The organism is Rubripirellula amarantea, assembly GCF_007859865.1.
In the GTDB taxonomy this organism is placed as follows: Bacteria; Planctomycetota; Planctomycetia; order Pirellulales; family Pirellulaceae; genus Rubripirellula; species Rubripirellula amarantea.
Window position 1 is genome coordinate 2087778 of the sequence record NZ_SJPI01000001.1, and the last position, 16877, is coordinate 2104654.

The following is a 16877-nucleotide window of genomic DNA, read 5'->3' on the forward strand; positions in this document are numbered from 1 at the left end:
AACTGTCAGGCAACGAATTGCGAAAAGAACTAGGCTGTAGCCAAGTACGATGTTTCACTCTTCAGTCGCATTCGTCCGCCCTTCGGACCGGCGAGGGCATTGAGGTGGCCGCGACGAATCATTTGCACACCGCAAAATTCGCTGCGGGTCTCCACTGAATCGAATTGGTTCTCAGCGTGAGTTCCCCAGCAACGAAGGCGTCTCAAAAGCGGTGCTGATGGTTCGGTGGAACGGCTTTCAACTCGCGCGGCAACTACGGCTGGGTCTCGAGCGATGCGAATGAGTTGCCGGAGGTCTTCACCGCGTACGGGGCGAGTGTCTTCAAGGACTAACACCAACGTACCGGTGGCTCGTTCGAGTCCGGTTTGCCCCGCCGATTCGAGGCCTCTTGGTCGGTCATGCCGGATGATGCGAATTTGTGAAAAGCTTTCTTGCATCGCCACAAGGTGCTTCGGGGTTGAGTCGCGACTGCCGTCGTCCACGACCATGATCTCGGCCTCAGGCAGGGCAAAGTCGCCAAGGTCATCGTGTTCACCAAGTGTGCGAAGTTGACCGATCAAGCGTGTTAGGCAAGCCGTGACGACGTTTTCTTCGTTGCGTACCGGTAGCACGAGTGAAATCGAATCGTGCGAAAAGGCTGAACTCATAGAAATTCGTGTTGGTGGGTCGAACCAAGACGGGACGCTTCACGTCAAGCATCGGCGGCATCCCGTGGTGGCATGACTCGTCGTCGGTTTGGCGCGAAGTGGGGCGTCGTTCCATGTATGAGGGTTGTCCCTATAATGTGGGCAACTCATGCCTTGCCACGTCTCTTCCTTACTAAGTTTGATCCGATGATCCCCGATTTTTCTAAAGGACTCGATCATGCGTCTGGCAAGCTGTTGCCCGCGATCGCCCAGGATGCTGTGTCCGGTCGAGTCCTCATGTTCGCGTGGATGAACCAAGAGGCTTATGCCGAGACGTTGGCGACTGGGCGAGCGGTTTATTACAGTCGCAGTCGCGGGAAGCTATGGAGGAAAGGCGAGCAGAGCGGGCATCAGCAGAAGGTTTTGGAAATGCGAGTCGACTGTGACGCCGATGCGATTTTGTTGTTGATTGAGCAAACCGGTGCGGCGTGTCACGAAGGATTCGAGAGCTGCTTCTTTCGAAAAGTGTTGGCGGATGGGGAAGCCGCGGTTGTCGATGAGCGATTGGTGGATCCTCAGTCTGTGTACGGCCAATAGGAAGCGAGTGAGGGAGTTGCCCGCTCGATCGCGGTCATCTAGCTTTGCGAGTGTAGTTATTTGGTTCCCCGCCCTTCCTCTTGCTGAGTTGACCCCATGAGTGCTGAATCGCGTCTCGCTGAACTGAACATTGAACTTCCACCTGCGCCGAAACCAGTCGGGCTCTACCGTCCGATCGTGGTGTCCGGCGGGATGGCTTATCTTTCGGGGCATGGGCCACTGAAGACTGACAAGACGCTGATCAAGGGGCGTTTGGGCTTGGATATGGATGTTGAAGCGGGCTTCGAAGCGGCGCGGGTCACCGGGTTGGGGATGCTATCGACGCTTAAGGGTGAATTGGGCAGTCTCGACAAAGTGAAGCGACTGGTGAAGCTGCTGGGTTTGGTCCGATGCACCGATGGGTTCGTCGATCAGCCAGCAGTCATCAATGGATGTAGCGAATTGTTCCGAGACGTATTTGGCGATGAAGCTGGAGTTGCCGCTCGCAGTGCATTGGGGACGAACGGTTTGCCTGGGGGAATCGCCGTCGAGATCGAAGCGATTTTCGAAGTGGAAGCTTAGTAGCGAAGCTCAATCGCGGTGTCTAATCGCGGTGTATGAGAGTTGACGCAAAGCGTTTAGGCGACTCTTTGCGCTCAACTTGTTGAAGCATCAAGCCGATTCAACGGCAAGCGGGGGACCGAAGCTGGCAATTTCTGATGCGACACAATGTCGCTCGAATCCCTGACGGGATTGCCTTACAACCCGCTTGGGCACCATACTGTCGCCCGCAGGCATTATCGCCTTTACTTTCAAGCCTCTTCTGGCGCTTTTCTCGGTCAGCGTGATCTTGGTTTTCACGCTATTTTTCCGGCGAAATAGCGCAATAAGCGACATCATGCAACGGTTTTTATTTCCTCGATGGGTCAATCCATTTCTCGGGCTAGTGGCGGTCGCAATCGCGACAGGCGCTGTTTTCGCCGGTGCGATGGGTGGGCTTTTGACAGATCCGGTCACGCTCAATATCGGCTATCAACCAACTCAGCCGGTGCCATTTAGCCATGCGATTCACGCTGGTCAGTTGAAAATGGACTGTCGATATTGCCACAACACCGTCTTTGATGCGGCACATGCGGCGGTTCCGCCAACGGCAACGTGTATCAATTGCCACAGCCCGGCGAACGACCAGGGTGTTTCGGCGCTGGCGGCGGTTCATGCCGAAAGCCCCAAGCTTGCCCCCGTGCACGAGAGTTGGGAAACCGGTCGCAGTGTGGCGTGGAAACGCGTTCACAATCTGCCTGAGTTTGTTTACTTCAACCATGCTGCTCACGTGAATTCCGGCGTCAGTTGCAAGAGCTGTCATGGTCGGATTGACCAAATGGAAGTGGTTTATCAGCACGAAGAGCTTTCAATGGCTTGGTGCATCGAGTGTCACCGCAATCCTGAGCCTCATCTTCGTCCCACTGAGTTTGTGACCAAGCTCGATTGGGAATTCGAAAGCGAAGAAGCCCAGGCGGCGTTTGCCAAGCAGTGGCGAGAAGAGCACAGCATTCATCCGCAAGTTCACTGTGCTGTTTGTCATCGCTAGTTTGGCTTTCCGGTTGCGGCCGGTTTCGCGTTTGTTACCACCTTTTCATCTCTCACGTTTACCTCTGATATGACCCTTCACGACTCGGCACCGACGACCTATTCCTTGTCGGCCCCTACTAAGTCGAAAGATAAGCTGACTTGCAAGTCGCCTGGTGCGTCGGATCCCGATGTGCCGAAGTCGAAGCCGGAGTACTGGCGAAGTTTGAGTCAGTTGCGAGGCAAGGAGCAATTTGCAAGCGACTATCTCAATCGTGAGTTTCCAGTCGCGGCGTCGGAGTTCCCTGAGGGCGTTTCGCGACGTCGTTGGATGAAGTTGATGGGGGCTTCGCTGGCAATGGTCGGTGCAGCGGGTTGCCGATATCCCGAAGAGGAGATTTTGCCGTTCGTGATTCGTCCCGAAGGCCGGATTCCGGGGGAAAGTTATCTTCGGGCAACGAATTTTGAGCTTGCTGGTCGGGTCTATAACCTGCTGGTGTCTAATTTTGACGGTCGGCCGCTTAAGATTGAACCGAACAACGAGCACCCCAGTGGCGGTGGGACGGATGTTTTCTCGCAGGCTTCTATTTTGGGGCTGTATGATCCTGATCGCGCTCGTGGCGATGGACCCTCGCTGCTTCGTAAGGGGCCCGAGCGTCGTGGCCAAGTGGGCTGGGATGAGTTTGACGCTTTTGGTCGTGGGTTGGTTAAGGCATACAAGGGCGCCGGGCAAGGGGCTAAGTTGGCTGTCTTGATGTCCGGCACTCACTCGCCGTCAACGGCTCGTTTGCTTGGTGAGCTCAAGAAGCAGTTGCCAAAGGCGACGTTCGCTAGCTACGACTCAGTCGATGCTGGTGTGATGCGAGTGGCGACAACAAAGGTGTTCGGCAAGCCTGCGACTCAGGTTTTGGATCTCGAGCAGGCTGACGTGGTTGTCACGTTGCAGGCGGATATCCTGGGCAATGATCGAGGTATGATCGGAACGGCGAAGGGTTACGCGAAGCGTCGCGACCCGATCAACGGTGAAATGAATCGCCTGTATGCCGTTGAAGGGAACTTCACGATCACGGGAGCGTCGAGTGACACGCGATTGGCTCTTCAGCCAAGCCAAATGCCCGCTTTTCTAGCAGAGCTCGGTCGAGTGGTTGAATCGCTTAAGAGTGATTCGCACGATCACAGCGATGAAACGGTCGCCTTTGATGAGCTGGATGCGGGGGCTCGTTTAGAGCGTTTCTTGGATCAGCTTGCTCACGACATCGTTGAAGCTGGTGATAAGGCGGTTGTTGTCGTTGGCGAAGCTTTGGGTGCCGATATGGTCGCCGCGGGCATCGCGATGAACAAGAAGTTGGGTTCGCTCGGCAAGGCGCAGAAGTTCGTTGCTGCCGCTGATGCGGAACTTGGCGAGTTGGTGTCGCTTGCCGACTTGACGGCGAAGATTGGTGCAGGCGATATCGAGTCGTTGCTGATCCTTGGCGACAACCCTGTCTTTACCGCTCCTGGTGATGTGGATGTCGCTGCGGCGATTTCCAAAGTCGAGCACTCGATCTACCTTGGTGAATACGACGATGAGACCGGTGCGATTTGCGAGTGGTCATTGCCGCTGGCTCATCCACTTGAAGCCTGGGGCGATGTGGTCGATTCCGCTGGTAACTACGGTGTTTGTCAGCCGCAGATCTTGCCATTGTTGGGCGGGCGCAGCGTGATCGAAGTGCTGGCGGCGATGATGGACTTGCCTGAAGTTCGCGGTGAGCAAATCGTTCGGCGAACTGCTGATTCGATCGGCAGTGCACTTAGTGATCGCGAGTGGGCTAAGTTGCTTCACGATGGATTCGCTGATGGTTTGGTCGTGAAGTCCGGTGATCTTTCGGCCAGTGATGTTTCCGTTGATTTGCCCGGTGACGCACCCGCGGCGATTGATGATGTGGACAAAGACCAGTTGGAAGTGTTGTTCGTCCCCGCCGATGGGATCTACGACGGACGCTTTGCCAACAATGGTTGGTTGCAAGAAATGCCGCACGCTCTCACGAAGATGTGCTGGGACAACGCCGCGGTGATGAGTCCCAAGACAGCGACGAAGCTTGGTGTGAAGCACGGGCTGTTTGTCGCGTTGGAAGTTGGCGATTCGAAGGTCCAGTTGCCTGTTTACGAGATGCCTGGCTTTGCTCCTGGCGTGGTTTCGGTGCCCATGGGCTACGGCCGCACCCGAGTGGGTGAAGTGGGTGGCGATGCCGAGAAAGGTGTTCCGATCGTTGGGATCGATGTTTCGCCGCTGCGTCGCAGCGATGCGATGTTGTTGGCTACCAGCGTGAAGGGTCGCCCTCGTTACGAGGATTACGACATTGCCACGACTCAGGATCACTGGGCGATTGACGAAGGTGGCCGAAACGAAACGATCGCTCGTAGTTTCTCGCTGGTTCGTGAAGGCACGGTTGAGTTGCTCAAGAAGGTTCCCGAGTTCGCGGAATCGCTTGGACCGCACGTTCCTAAGGTGGGGCGCGAGGGTTCGCTATGGAATGAGCCCATGGCTACGATCCAAGAGGATCCAGCCAAGGAGTTCTTGCCTCAGTGGGGCATGGCGATTGACTTGTCCAAGTGCACCGGCTGCAACGCTTGCGTGATCGCCTGCCAAAGCGAAAACAACGTGCCGATCGTTGGGCGTGAGCAGGTGCTCAATAGCCGCGAAATGCACTGGTTGAGAATCGACCGTTACTTCCGCGGTGACGAAGACTTCGCCGATGTCGTGCAAGAACCCGTCGCTTGCATGCACTGCGAAACCGCTCCTTGCGAACAAGTTTGTCCTGTCGCTGCGACGGTGCACACCGACGAAGGTTTGAATGCGATGGCCTACAATCGTTGCATCGGGACTCGGTACTGTGCCAACAACTGCCCGTTCAAGGTGCGTCGCTTCAACTACTTCAACTACAACACTGAAGTTGGCGTTGGTTATGGAGTCGACGCTTACCCGGGAAACATTGAAAGTGCCAATCGCAAGTTGCAGGCCTTGGTCATGAATCCCGAAGTGACCGTTCGCGGTCGTGGCGTCATGGAAAAGTGCACCTACTGCGTTCAGCGTATCGAAAAGGGCAAGATCACCGCTCGCAAAGAAGATCGCCGCGTCGGCGAAGGCGACGTTGTGACAGCTTGCCAAGCCGCTTGTCCAACCAATGCGATCGAGTTCGGTGACATCTCCGATCCTGAATCCGCAGTTTCGAAGAAGCGTCAGGACGTTCGCAGTTACGGCATGCTCGAACAGCTTAACGTGAAGCCTCGCACCGAATACTTAGCTCGCGTTCGCAATACGCCCGCACGCCTGATGACCACTCGCCAAATCACCGACTTGGCCGAGTTAAAGGCACCGCATCACGGTCACGATGACCACGGTGATGGTGGGCACGGTGATGACAGCCATGGGCATGGCGAGCATGACGACCACGGTCATGGCCACGATGACCATGGGCATGACGAGGCACACGCCGAAAAAGATCACGCATAGTTAGGGGCCATGTCGGTTTCAGCACGTTTCCGGCATCGGCGCAACCACGAATAATTCCAACGTTTCCATCCTCATCGAAGATTTCTCATGTCCCTCGCCATTCCCAACGGATTGGACAATACCGTCGAACGCCCGGGCGAACGCGCTCCGCTAGTTCTCGGTGACACGACCTATCACGACATCACTGAAGCGGTGTGCCAGGTTGCTGAGCGCAAGCCCAGCAAGGGTTGGATCATTGGCTTCCTGATCGCATTCGCCATTTTGCAATACTTCGGTATTTGCATTCTGTATTTGATCTATACAGGTGTGGGTGTGTGGGGAAACCGGGCTCCGATTTTCTGGGGCTGGCCTATCGTTAACTTCGTGTTCTGGGTTGGTATTGGACACGCGGGGACTTTGATCAGTGCGATTTTGTTTCTGTTCCGTCAGGAATGGCGAACGAGTATCAACCGCGCCGCCGAGGCGATGACGATCTTCGCGGTTGCCTGTGCGGGGACGTTTCCCGGAATTCACGTTGGTCGTGCTTGGTTGGCGTTTTGGTTGGCACCTTACCCAAGTTTGAATCTTTGGATGTGGCCTCAGTTCCGCAGTCCGCTGCTATGGGACGTTTTTGCGGTCAGCACGTACGGAACGGTTTCGTTGTTGTTTTGGTACATGGGAATGGTGCCTGACTTGGCAACGTTCCGTGATCGCAGCAAGAACAAATGGCGGCGAATGGCTTACGGTATCTTGTCGCTCGGTTGGTCGGGATCGTCGCGTCACTGGATGCGTTACGAGAAGGCATACGCATTGTTGGCTGCGTTCGCCGCGCCGTTGGTGCTTTCGGTTCACACCATCGTTTCGTTTGACTTCGCGGTATCGCAAGTTCCCGGCTGGCACACCACCATCTTCCCGCCTTACTTCGTTGCGGGGGCTATCTTCAGTGGTTTCGCCATGGTGCTAACGCTGATGGTTCCTGCCCGTTCGATGCTGGGTCTAGAGAAGCTCATTACAATTCGTCACTTGGATAACATGTGCAAGATCATCCTGGCGACTGGGTCGTTGGTGGGTCTCGCTTACGGAACTGAATTTTTCATCGCTTGGTATGGTCAAGTGCCCGAAGAGAAGTTCGCGTTTGTTAACCGCGCCTTTGGTCCCTATTGGTGGGCTTACTGGACGATGGTGACGTGTAACGTGATCAGCCCCCAGTTGTTCTGGGTAAAGAAATTCCGCACCACGCCTTGGATCATCGTTCTGATTTCGATCTTCGTGAACATCGGAATGTGGTTCGAACGTTTCGTGATCACGATCACTAGTCTCTCGCGTGATTATCTACCAAGTGCCTGGGCGTATTTCTCGCCAACGTGGGTCGACTGGTCGATGCTGATCGGCTCCTTCGGGCTGTTCTTCACATTGTTCCTTTTGTTTTGTCGTTTGATGCCGGTCATCAACATGGCGGAAACCAAAGCAACGCTTGCTAAGCAAATTCACATGGCTCACTCGTCTTCGGAGGAGCACTAAATGTCTGACCAAACGACCACTATGAGCACTGAAAAAAAGGTCCATGGAACCGTCGCCGAATTCACTTCGGTCGACACGTTGCTGGCCGCTTGTCGTCGAATCCGTGATGCGGGTTACACCAAGACAGACGCGTTCACGCCATTCCCGGTTCACGGGATCGATTCAGCATTGGGCATCAAGCCCACGGTTCTGCCCTGGATCGTGTTGGTTTGCGGTTTGACCGGAACGATGACCGCGCTGGTCATGCAGATTTGGATGAACGGGATCGATTACAAGTACATCATCTCGGGTAAGCCATTCATCTCGCTTCCTGCGTTCATCCCGGTGGCGTTCGAGTTGACGATCTTGTTTGCGTCGTTTGGGACATTCTTTGGAATGTGGATCCTTAATGGGCTTCCGAAGTTCAGCAATCCGGTGTTCACCGATCCGCGTTTCGATCGCGTTACCGACGACCGGTTCTTCCTATACATCGACGCCAAAGACGCTCAATACGACCAGAGCGGAGTCGAAAAACTGCTCGGTGACACCGGCAGTGAGTACATCCAAACTGTGGTCGAAGACGACAGCGAAGCCAAGGTTCCACGGTTCTTGTTTTCGACTTGGGTCGCTGTGGTGGCTCTATCGATCATCCCTTTGCTGATCGTACTTAAGATGCGGGTGACCAATAGTCCGTCGCCACGTTTCCACGTCTTTTACGACATGGACTTCTCGCCGTCCAAGGACGCTCAGCAGAGTACGACCTTGTTTGCCGACGCTCGAGCGATGCGTCCCGATGTACCGGGAACCGTTGCACGTGGTCAGCTTGATATGAATTTCCGCACCGGTATCGACATGGATGCCTTGGCCGCGCTGGATTCGAATCGTGCTCAGCAACTCGTGCGATTGCTTGACGAACCCACTGATGGTGAAGCCGGTGAAAGTGACGCCGCTGAAGCATCGTCTGAAGAAGCCCAGCCTAGCGTGATGGATACAACGCCTTGGTTGGACGACAACCCGGTCGGAGTCAGCAAAGAGACGCTACTGAGAGGCCAGAAGTACTTCGGGATTTATTGTTCGGTATGTCACGGCATGAACGGTGGCGGAAACGGTTTGGTTAATCGTCGAGCTCAGAAGATCTTGGCCGCCACTTGGGTGCCACCATCATCGTTGCACGATCCAACGCTGTACGACGACAAGTATCCCGACGGAAAGTTGTTCAGCACGATCAGCAACGGCATTCGCAAGATGCCCGGCTACGCCAGTCAAATCAAGGCGGAAGATCGTTGGGCAATCGTTGCTTATGTTCGCGCCTTGCAAAAGAGCCAGAACGCTTCATTCGATCTGGTGCCTGCTGACAAGGTCGAAGAACTGAAGAAGAAACAGGCCGAAGTGAAGGAAGCTCTCAAGAAGCAAGCCGAAGCAGAAGCCGAGGCCGCCCAGAAGAAATGAGCCGTTCGCCTCGGTGACGCTCGCAACCCAATTCACAGTCCAACCTTTTCAACGATTTAACTCTGATGTCTGAACACGCCGCTCCCACCGTCAAACCTGCTGACGATCCGGCCTTCAAGCTACCTGCTTCGCTTGCGTCGCTAAGCGTTCCGCTTTGCGGCGGTGGTTTGGTGCTGTTGGTGGTTGGCTGGATCTTGGGCAACTTCATGGTTTCGCCAAAGGTCGGCATGTCAGCCTACCTGACCGCGTTCATCTATTGCTTGACGCTGACGCTGGGTTGTTTGTTTTTCGTCTTGATTCAACACCTCGTTCGCGCGGGCTGGAGCACCGTCGTTCGACGCATCGCCGAGTTGGTGATGGTCATGCTCGTGCCGCTGGCGATCTTGTTCCTGCCGATCGTTCTGACACTGCTTTTTGGCAGCGGAACGTTGTACGGTTGGGACGTCAAGGATTACGACAGCATCAACCATCTCAATCCTGACATCTGGGGTGAGAAGACTCGTTGGTTGACTCAGTCATGGTTCACCTTTCGCGCTATCATTTACTTTGCTGCTTGGATTGGCATCGCGATCTACTTCTTTCGCGGAAGCACCGAGCAAGATGAAACCGGCGAACGAGCGGTAACCGATCGGCTTCAGTATTGGAGCGGTCCTGCGGTGATGGCCTTCGCTTTGATCACGTCGATGGCAGCCTTCGATTGGGTGATGAGTTTGGCACCGACGTGGTTCTCGACCATGTTCGGCGTTTACATGTTTGCCGGAAGTATTCTGTCCGCCCACTGCCTCATCACCGTGGTCGCATTCGTGCTTCAAAAGAAGGGAGCGATGCGTGACGAGGTCACCGTCGAGCACTATCACGACTTAGGTAAATTGATCTTCGGGTTCATCCTGTTTTGGATCTACATTTCGTTCAGCCAGTACCTGTTGATTTGGTACGGCAACATTCCCGAAGAAACCGAGTGGTTCTACCATCGCCAAGAAGGTGGTTGGTGGATGCTGTCAATCTGCTTGGTCGTATTCCACTGGATCATTCCATTCCTGGGTACGATGAGCCGCCACGTTCGCCGTCGCCCATGGGCAATGTGCTTCTGGGGCGTTTATCTGCTCGTCCTGCACTTCTTCGATGTGTTCTGGATGATCATGCCCGAAGCTAACGCTGTTGGTGCCGCCGGCCCGATCGCCTTGTCGCTCTTCCCCGTGCTTGCCAGCGTGCTTTGCGTGTTGGGCATGGTTGGTTTGCTAGCAGGATTAGTGCTGATGGTCGCTGGGGGAACCAAGATCATTGCAGTGCGAGATCCACGATTGGCCGAATCGATGGCCTTTGAAAACATTTGACCAGGGCTGCGTCGTGATGACGCACTTCCCTTGATTTGGCCCCCGAAACCCACATTTTTTGAACAGAATACGCATCATGGCAGCCTACGACGATCTGAACGTCAATCGAATTTTCACCGTCGGAATTCTCTCGATTGTTGTGACGGCTGTGACCGCTTTAGCGGTTCAAGTGTTGTACTACACAATGCTCGGATGGCAGCAAGAAGAGACCGCCGCCGAGAGCGACTATCGACGTCAAAATCAAATCTTGGCCGAACAGGCTGAGGAAATTTCGACTTACGGCGTCAACGAAGAAACGGGCAATGTGATCATTCCCATCGATCAGGCGATCGAGTATTTGGCAAAAGAGAAATCCAAGTCAGCAGGAAATGCGAAAGATAGCGGCAGTGACGAAACCTAATGCAACCGCAGCCTGGCAGAACGATTGCGAAGCAATCCGAGGTCGCCGGTTAGCGGTACAGGGACCACTGCGTCTAATCGTATTATCAGCGATGATTTTCGCGAGCCTGATCTCGGCCGAAACTACCTTCGGCCAAGCGGCTCTTCAATCGGATGCTGAAGTAACGCTCAACGATGGTGTTCCCCGCGAAGTCGAGAACGTCACGGTCGAGCAGAAGCTGGGCGACGCGGTACCGCTCAACTTGCCGTTGACCGATTCGCTGGGCCGACGCATCAAGACCGGCTACGTGATCGACGGCAACAAGCCAGTCATCATTTCGCTTAACTACAGCGATTGTCCGATGCTTTGTAACGTGCAGCTCAATCAGCTGTGCAAATCACTGAAAGAGCTCGACCTGCAAATCGGCAAGGACTTCCAAATCCTAACCGTGAGTATCGATCCAAACGAAACGACCGAGAAGATCCGCGAGACGAAAGCCAAGTACGCCGACCAGTTGATCAAGACGCACCCCGGTGTAGATGAGGGTTGGACGTTTTGCACCGCTCAACAACCTATCATCACCAAGCTCGCCGACGTTCTGGGTTTTCGATACACCTACAACCAAAAAGCAAAAGAGTATTACCATCCGGCAATGTTAGCGTTCGTGTCCCCCAAGGGCGTGATCACGCGATATTCGCTGGCACTGTCGTTTGAACCAGAAGACCTTCGCAAGGCGCTCGTTGAATCGGGTGATGGCACGGTCGGTTCACCAGTTGACCAGTTGATCATGTGGTGTTTTAGCTACGACCCGGATAGCAACAGTTATGTGGCCGAAGCCTGGAAGATCATGCGTTTGGCCGGAGCAGCGACGATAGGACTGATGCTGGCATGTTTGGCTCCGTATTGGGTCGGCAAAAAGGCGTTTCCTGGCAAAGCTGAAGACGACAACCCTGTTGATCCAGAAACATCGACGCCGGATTCGATTTGAATTTCGGATCACAAAGACTTACAAATTTATCCAATTACCTGATTCAACCCTGAATTAAGAATCAATGTTAGCATCCGCATTTTCCCTTCTGGGCGATATTTCCGAAGACTACGCGTTCTTCCCGCAAGAAGCGTCGTCATTCGCAGCCGAGAACGATTGGTTGTTCACGTTCATTTCGTGGACATGCGTGGTTTTCTTTGTCCCGATTGTCGGATGCTTGATCTGGTTCTCGATCAAATATCGCAAACCCAAGGGTGGCAAGGCGGAAAGCAACGTCTCACACAATACGCCTCTTGAGTTGGCTTGGTCGATTTTCCCATCGTTCTTCTTGGTTGGGATGTTCGTTCTTGGTGCAAGAGCCTACCTCGATCAACGTGCAGTTCCCGATGGGGCCAACGAGATCAACGTGCAGGCGTTCAAGTGGGGCTGGACCGTCGACTACGGTCGTGGAGTCTTCCATCCCGAACTGCACTTGCTTCAAAATGAGCCGGTGAAGTTGTCGATGCGTTCGAGTGATGTCATCCACAGTTTGTACATCCCTGCTTTCCGAGCCAAAAAGGACATCGTCCCGGGTCGCTACAACTATATGTGGTTTAAGCCCACTCTGGCGAGCGAGAAGGTGCCTGACGAAGAGCTTGCCGCTGCACTCAAAGAAACCAAAGACTTGGGCGAAGAGTGGAGCTACGACGATCGGCAGTTCACGCCAGATGGGTACAAGTTCTACGATCTTTACTGTGCTGAGTACTGCGGTACGAACCACTCCGAAATGCAAACGGTGGTCGTCGTTCATGAAACCTTGGAAGATCTGAACGCCTGGATCAAGAAGTACAGTGCTCGTGGAGCGGACGAATCACCAGCCGCTTACGGTGAATTGCTTTACCAGCGCCGTGGTTGCAAGAGTTGCCATAGCGTCGACGGCAGCAAACTTGTCGGTCCTTCGTTCCAAGACCTCTACGGACGTCCCGAAGCGATGACCACGGGTGAGTCGGTGCTTGCTGACGAAAACTACATTCGTGAGTCGGTGCTGTATCCAAAAGCCAAGGTGGTTGCTGGTTACCAACCAGTGATGCCAAGCTACAAGGGCCAATTGAGCGACGATGATATCTATTCTCTCGTCGAGTGGATGAAGTCGATCTCGTCCAATGCAAGCTCTGAGGCCACACCTTCGGAAGCAAACGAAACGGAAGCTACCGAAGCGGAAGCAAACGAAACTGAGTCAGTCGATTCTGCATCCGCTGAGGAAGCGACTGAGTAGCCGGGGCGACAGTCCCCGCCCAAGACATACTTTCCATCACAATTGATTTTCCGACGTTCCCACGCGTCAATTAGACCATTGCGTCACTAGAGGTTTAAACCATGTCAGCCGGATCCATTCCTAAAGGCAGCGTCGTCCGCGACCCGGGCTATCCCACGTCGCAAGAGAATTACCTGACGAACTCCAAAGGCATTTTGAGCTGGATCTTCACGCTTGATCACAAACGAATCGGCGTGATGTACCTCGTCGGCGTTAGCGCCGCATTCTTGTTCGCCGGAATCTTGGCGTTGTTAATTCGCTGGCACTTGATGGAGCCAGACGGGAACTTGTTCAAGGGAGCCAATGCGAACAACAACTACAACCAGTTGTTCACTTTGCACGGTGCCGTGATGGTGTTCTTGTTCATCATCCCTAGCATTCCTGCGGCTCTGGGGAACTTCTTGGTGCCGGTGATGTTGGGTGCCAAAGATGTGGCGTTCCCGCGATTAAACCTTTGCAGTTTTTACTTGTGGTGTGCAGGTGCGATGTTCTTCATCGCCGCACTGTTGGGCACAGGTCTTGATACTGGTTGGACGTTCTACACTCCCTATAGCACGACGACAGACACGTCGGTCATCGCGGCAACGATGGGAGCATTCATCCTTGGGTTTAGTTCGATCTTCACGGGATTGAACTTCATTGTCACGATCAACACCATGCGTCCACCTGGGATGACTTGGTTCCGGATGCCGTTATTCTTGTGGGCAACCTACTCGACCAGCATCATTCAAGTCTTGGCAACACCAGTCTTGGGTATCACGTTGTTGCTGCTGATCGCTGAACGAACCATGCAGATTGGGATTTTTGATCCTGAATTCAACGGGGACCCGGTTACCTATCAACACTTCTTTTGGTTCTACAGCCACCCTGCGGTTTACATCATGATTTTGCCAGCTTTCGGCATCATCAGCGATTTGATCGCAGTCCACAGTCATAAACGAATTTTCGGTTATCGCTTCATCGCTTACTCGTCGATCGCGATTGCCTTGCTAGGCTTCCTGGTTTGGGGCCACCACATGTTCACCGCTGGCATGAGCCCGCTGACGACGATCATTTTCAGTGCTCTGACGTTTACCGTTTCGGTGCCTTCGGCGATTAAAGTGTTCAACTGGTTGGCGACGATGTACAAGGGCTCAATTAGCCTGACAACGCCAATGTGCTACGCGATTGCGTTCATCTTCTTGTTCACGATCGGCGGTCTGACCGGATTGCACTTGGGAACGCTTGCCACCGACATGCACCTTCACGACACCTACTTCGTCGTGGCTCACTTCCACTACGTCATGGTGGGCGGAACTCTGGTTGCCTTCCTTGGTGGTGTGTTCCACTGGTGGCCCAAGATGTTCGGCAAGCTTTACAGTGAGCTTGGCGGACGTATTTCAGCCCTGATCGTTTTCATCGGTTTCAACCTGACGTTCTTGCCTCAGTTTGTTCTGGGAAGTCGCGGGATGCCGCGTCGTTACGCGACGTATGACCCGGAATTTGCTTACTTGCACCAAATGAGTACTTATGGTGCTTTGACGTTGGGCATCGGATTGTTGGTCGCATTGGTCGTGCTGTTGCACTCGCTATTCCGAGGAAAGAATGCTCCCGCCAACCCATGGGGCGGAGCCACACTCGAATGGTGTTGCACGAGTCCACCGCCGTTTTACAACTTCGAGCGAGCTCCCGTGGTTGGCGATCCCTACGATTTCAGCAATGTCGAATGGGATGCCGAGCACGAACGGTACGTTTCAGTTGAACCGGAACGAAAGCTCGCACCCGATGGAACTCCCGCGGTCGAGCCGGCTCACTAATTTCGTAGCCTAACCAGGCTTCTCGGTTTCGGATGAATCCGCGACAATGTCGCCGGACGATCCGAGGTTCGAAGAAGTTCCTCGTTAGTTTTAATATTTCCGGATCGACCTTGTCGTCGGTCCAATTTGGCAAACTGCCTTTTCATCACCTCCCTTATTGCCTGCTGGTCCATGTCCACGGTTGAAACTGTTCCCGGCGCAGACGAAATGTCTCACGACGATCACGGTCACGATCATGACCACCCGTCGTTCCTGGCGCACCATTTCGATACTCCCGAGCAACAATTCGACAGCGGTAAGCTGGGGATTTGGTTGTTTCTGGTCACTGAAGTTTTGTTCTTCAGTGGAATGTTTTGCGCGTACGCTATTTTCCGCAACTTACGGCCTGACGTATTCGAAGGTTGCAGCCAGTTCCTCAACACGAAGCTGGGTGCCATCAACACGGGCGTGTTGTTGTTCAGTTCGCTGACGATGGCTTGGGCGGTGCGATGTTCCCAAACGGAAGAGCATAAGAAGTTGACGGGAATGCTCGCCGCAACTCTCTCATGCGCGATGATTTTCTTGGGTGTGAAGTCAATCGAGTACTCACACAAGTGGGGCATGGGATTGCTGCCAGCAGGAATGTTCAGCTACGACCCCGCTCATCCACATGGAACCGGTGATCATCCCAACTATCTGCTTTACCTTTGCCTACCGTTTGCGATCGCGTTTGTGGGGACGGTGATTTGGTTGATCGTGTCCTTCGTAAAAGGCAATAAGTTTCAACTTGCGTGTGCAAAGCCGTTAACCGTTGTTGCGTTCAGCTTCTTTATCGGTGTTGGACTCGGCTCCATTTTGGAAAGTGGTGAATCGGATGCACATGCGGGCGAACACTCGGAAGCCGCTGCTCATGAACATGTCGATGGCGAAAATCACGGCACGGAAATGCTTGCCGCAAGTGCTGTCGAAGACCAAGAACTTTCCGTCCAAGAACGTTTGGCAAGCGACACTACTAACACTGGCTTGATGAGCGATGTTACCGCTCGTCAGCGACAAGCCGAATTAGCATCGGGCACTGCTCTTTCCGATGTTAGCAAAGTTGAAGGCGGCATTTCTGACGTTGAGGGCAATGTGTTGACCAAACGTCAAGCGGGTGTGTTCTTCAGCATCTATTACTGCATGACGGGCATTCACGCGATTCACATTCTAGGCGGCATTGCAGTCTTAGTTTGGTTGCTCGTGCGTTCGGTTCGCCAAGACTTCAATCGCCAATACTTCGGCCCGGTCGACTATGTCGGTCTGTATTGGCACTTGGTCGACTTGATTTGGATTTATCTGTTCCCCCTTCTTTACTTGATTCGCTAATGTCTGCTCACGGTCACTCAGAAGACGGTCACGATTTCGCGCACCCCATGCCGGTGCCGATGTTGTTGAGTGTGTTCTTCGCACTTACGTTCTTGACGATCGTCACCGTAGCTCAAGCCAGCTTCAACTTTGGCAGCTTCGATGTTTGGATCGTGATGGGCATCGCCACAATTAAAGCTGCTCTGGTCGCATTTTTCTTTATGCACCTAGCACACGACAAGCCGTTCAACATCATCGTTTTCTTCGGATCGTTTGTCTTTGTTGGGCTATTTGTGATATTCACGCTCGGCGACAGCTCCATGACGTCCGGCTCATTTGAGCCAAAGATTGATGACGTCGTCCCTGCGGTCGTCGAAGGCTCCTGAGCTGGTCAGGTGGTGAGTAAGTTTGTCCTGCGACATCGTCTTGGGAGATTTTCACTCCTAGGGCCGCAGATTCGTTGCTGTATGTTCACCTAGTCGTCGGTTTGCGGGACTTCATCCGTCAATTCCACAGGTACGGTGCGTCCTCCCCTACGTTGTCGTCGGGGACTGCTCTAAACTACGACCTTTGG

Annotated in this window: 14 protein-coding genes; 13 read left to right on the forward strand and 1 reads right to left on the reverse strand. The window is 53.9% G+C overall.

The features are described 5' to 3' along the window. Positions 1 to 29: 29 nt before the first annotated feature. Positions 30 to 647 carry a glycosyltransferase family 2 protein gene (locus Pla22_RS07605; protein ID WP_146514077.1) on the reverse strand — a complete coding sequence of 206 codons (618 nt, stop codon included), beginning with the start codon at positions 645 to 647 and terminating at the stop codon, positions 30 to 32. Between the two features lie 186 nt (positions 648 to 833). On the opposite strand from Pla22_RS07605, the gene hisI reads away from it, so the two are divergent. From hisI to Pla22_RS07670, 13 genes are all read left to right on the forward strand, one after another. After that, positions 834 to 1223: a phosphoribosyl-AMP cyclohydrolase gene (gene hisI / locus Pla22_RS07610; protein ID WP_146514078.1), complete on the forward strand. Its 390-nt coding sequence runs from the start codon at positions 834 to 836 to the stop codon at positions 1221 to 1223. 96 nt (positions 1224 to 1319) lie between these two features. Beyond that, complete coding sequence (locus tag Pla22_RS07615) at positions 1320 to 1784, forward strand: RidA family protein (RefSeq protein WP_146514079.1); 465 nt, start codon at positions 1320 to 1322, stop codon at positions 1782 to 1784. Positions 1785 to 2100: 316 nt separating this feature from the next. Next, positions 2101 to 2790, forward strand: a complete 690-nt coding sequence (locus Pla22_RS07620) for a cytochrome c3 family protein (RefSeq protein ID WP_146514080.1) — start codon at positions 2101 to 2103, stop codon at positions 2788 to 2790. A gap of 69 nt (positions 2791 to 2859) precedes the next feature. Continuing rightward, positions 2860 to 6261, forward strand: coding sequence for a TAT-variant-translocated molybdopterin oxidoreductase (locus Pla22_RS07625; RefSeq protein WP_146514081.1), 3402 nt, complete (start codon positions 2860 to 2862; stop codon positions 6259 to 6261). An 87-nt stretch (positions 6262 to 6348) separates the two neighbouring features. Further along, on the forward strand, positions 6349 to 7761 hold the full coding sequence (gene nrfD / locus Pla22_RS07630; RefSeq protein WP_146514082.1) for an NrfD/PsrC family molybdoenzyme membrane anchor subunit: 1413 nt from the start codon (positions 6349 to 6351) through the stop codon (positions 7759 to 7761). 21 nt (positions 7762 to 7782) lie between these two features. Next, positions 7783 to 9189, forward strand: coding sequence for a quinol:electron acceptor oxidoreductase subunit ActD (locus tag Pla22_RS07635; RefSeq protein WP_390620247.1), 1407 nt, complete (start codon positions 7783 to 7785; stop codon positions 9187 to 9189). A gap of 65 nt (positions 9190 to 9254) precedes the next feature. Then, the gene (locus Pla22_RS07640) at positions 9255 to 10523 is read left to right on the forward strand and encodes a hypothetical protein (protein ID WP_146514084.1); all 1269 of its coding nucleotides are present in this window, start codon (positions 9255 to 9257) and stop codon (positions 10521 to 10523) included. 76 nt (positions 10524 to 10599) lie between these two features. After that, on the forward strand, positions 10600 to 10923 hold the full coding sequence (locus Pla22_RS07645) for a hypothetical protein (protein ID WP_146514085.1): 324 nt from the start codon (positions 10600 to 10602) through the stop codon (positions 10921 to 10923). Next, positions 10910 to 11890 carry an SCO family protein gene (locus Pla22_RS07650; RefSeq protein ID WP_242631862.1) on the forward strand — a complete coding sequence of 327 codons (981 nt, stop codon included), beginning with the start codon at positions 10910 to 10912 and terminating at the stop codon, positions 11888 to 11890. The genes Pla22_RS07645 and Pla22_RS07650 overlap by 14 nt, the downstream gene beginning before the upstream one ends. 64 nt (positions 11891 to 11954) lie before the next feature. After that, entirely contained in the window at positions 11955 to 13145 is a 1191-nt protein-coding gene (locus Pla22_RS07655) for a cytochrome c oxidase subunit II (protein WP_146514086.1), read from the forward strand. A gap of 101 nt (positions 13146 to 13246) precedes the next feature. Next, positions 13247 to 14980, forward strand: a complete 1734-nt coding sequence (locus Pla22_RS07660; RefSeq protein WP_146514087.1) for a cytochrome c oxidase subunit I — start codon at positions 13247 to 13249, stop codon at positions 14978 to 14980. Between the two features lie 171 nt (positions 14981 to 15151). Then, positions 15152 to 16324: a cytochrome c oxidase subunit 3 gene (locus Pla22_RS07665; RefSeq protein WP_146514088.1), complete on the forward strand. Its 1173-nt coding sequence runs from the start codon at positions 15152 to 15154 to the stop codon at positions 16322 to 16324. Continuing rightward, positions 16324 to 16689, forward strand: coding sequence for a cytochrome C oxidase subunit IV family protein (locus tag Pla22_RS07670; protein ID WP_146514089.1), 366 nt, complete (start codon positions 16324 to 16326; stop codon positions 16687 to 16689). The genes Pla22_RS07665 and Pla22_RS07670 overlap by 1 nt, the downstream gene beginning before the upstream one ends. The last annotated feature ends 188 nt before the right edge of the window (positions 16690 to 16877 follow it).

Excerpts from the sequence above, each read along its gene's own strand:
- Pla22_RS07615 (WP_146514079.1), top strand. The coding sequence starts at position 1,320 with ATGAGTGCTGAATCGCGTCTCGCTGAACTGAACATTGAACTTCCACCT.
- nrfD (WP_146514082.1), top strand. The coding sequence starts at position 6,349 with ATGTCCCTCGCCATTCCCAACGGATTGGACAATACCGTCGAACGCCCG.
- Pla22_RS07665 (WP_146514088.1), top strand. The coding sequence starts at position 15,152 with ATGTCCACGGTTGAAACTGTTCCCGGCGCAGACGAAATGTCTCACGAC.
- Pla22_RS07670 (WP_146514089.1), top strand. The coding sequence starts at position 16,324 with ATGTCTGCTCACGGTCACTCAGAAGACGGTCACGATTTCGCGCACCCC.
- Pla22_RS07605 (WP_146514077.1), bottom strand. The coding sequence starts at position 647 with ATGAGTTCAGCCTTTTCGCACGATTCGATTTCACTCGTGCTACCGGTA.
- hisI (WP_146514078.1), top strand. The coding sequence starts at position 834 with ATGATCCCCGATTTTTCTAAAGGACTCGATCATGCGTCTGGCAAGCTG.
- Pla22_RS07645 (WP_146514085.1), top strand. The coding sequence starts at position 10,600 with ATGGCAGCCTACGACGATCTGAACGTCAATCGAATTTTCACCGTCGGA.
- Pla22_RS07640 (WP_146514084.1), top strand. The coding sequence starts at position 9,255 with ATGTCTGAACACGCCGCTCCCACCGTCAAACCTGCTGACGATCCGGCC.
- Pla22_RS07655 (WP_146514086.1), top strand. The coding sequence starts at position 11,955 with ATGTTAGCATCCGCATTTTCCCTTCTGGGCGATATTTCCGAAGACTAC.
- Pla22_RS07620 (WP_146514080.1), top strand. The coding sequence starts at position 2,101 with ATGCAACGGTTTTTATTTCCTCGATGGGTCAATCCATTTCTCGGGCTA.
- Pla22_RS07635 (WP_390620247.1), top strand. The coding sequence starts at position 7,783 with ATGAGCACTGAAAAAAAGGTCCATGGAACCGTCGCCGAATTCACTTCG.
- Pla22_RS07625 (WP_146514081.1), top strand. The coding sequence starts at position 2,860 with ATGACCCTTCACGACTCGGCACCGACGACCTATTCCTTGTCGGCCCCT.
- Pla22_RS07660 (WP_146514087.1), top strand. The coding sequence starts at position 13,247 with ATGTCAGCCGGATCCATTCCTAAAGGCAGCGTCGTCCGCGACCCGGGC.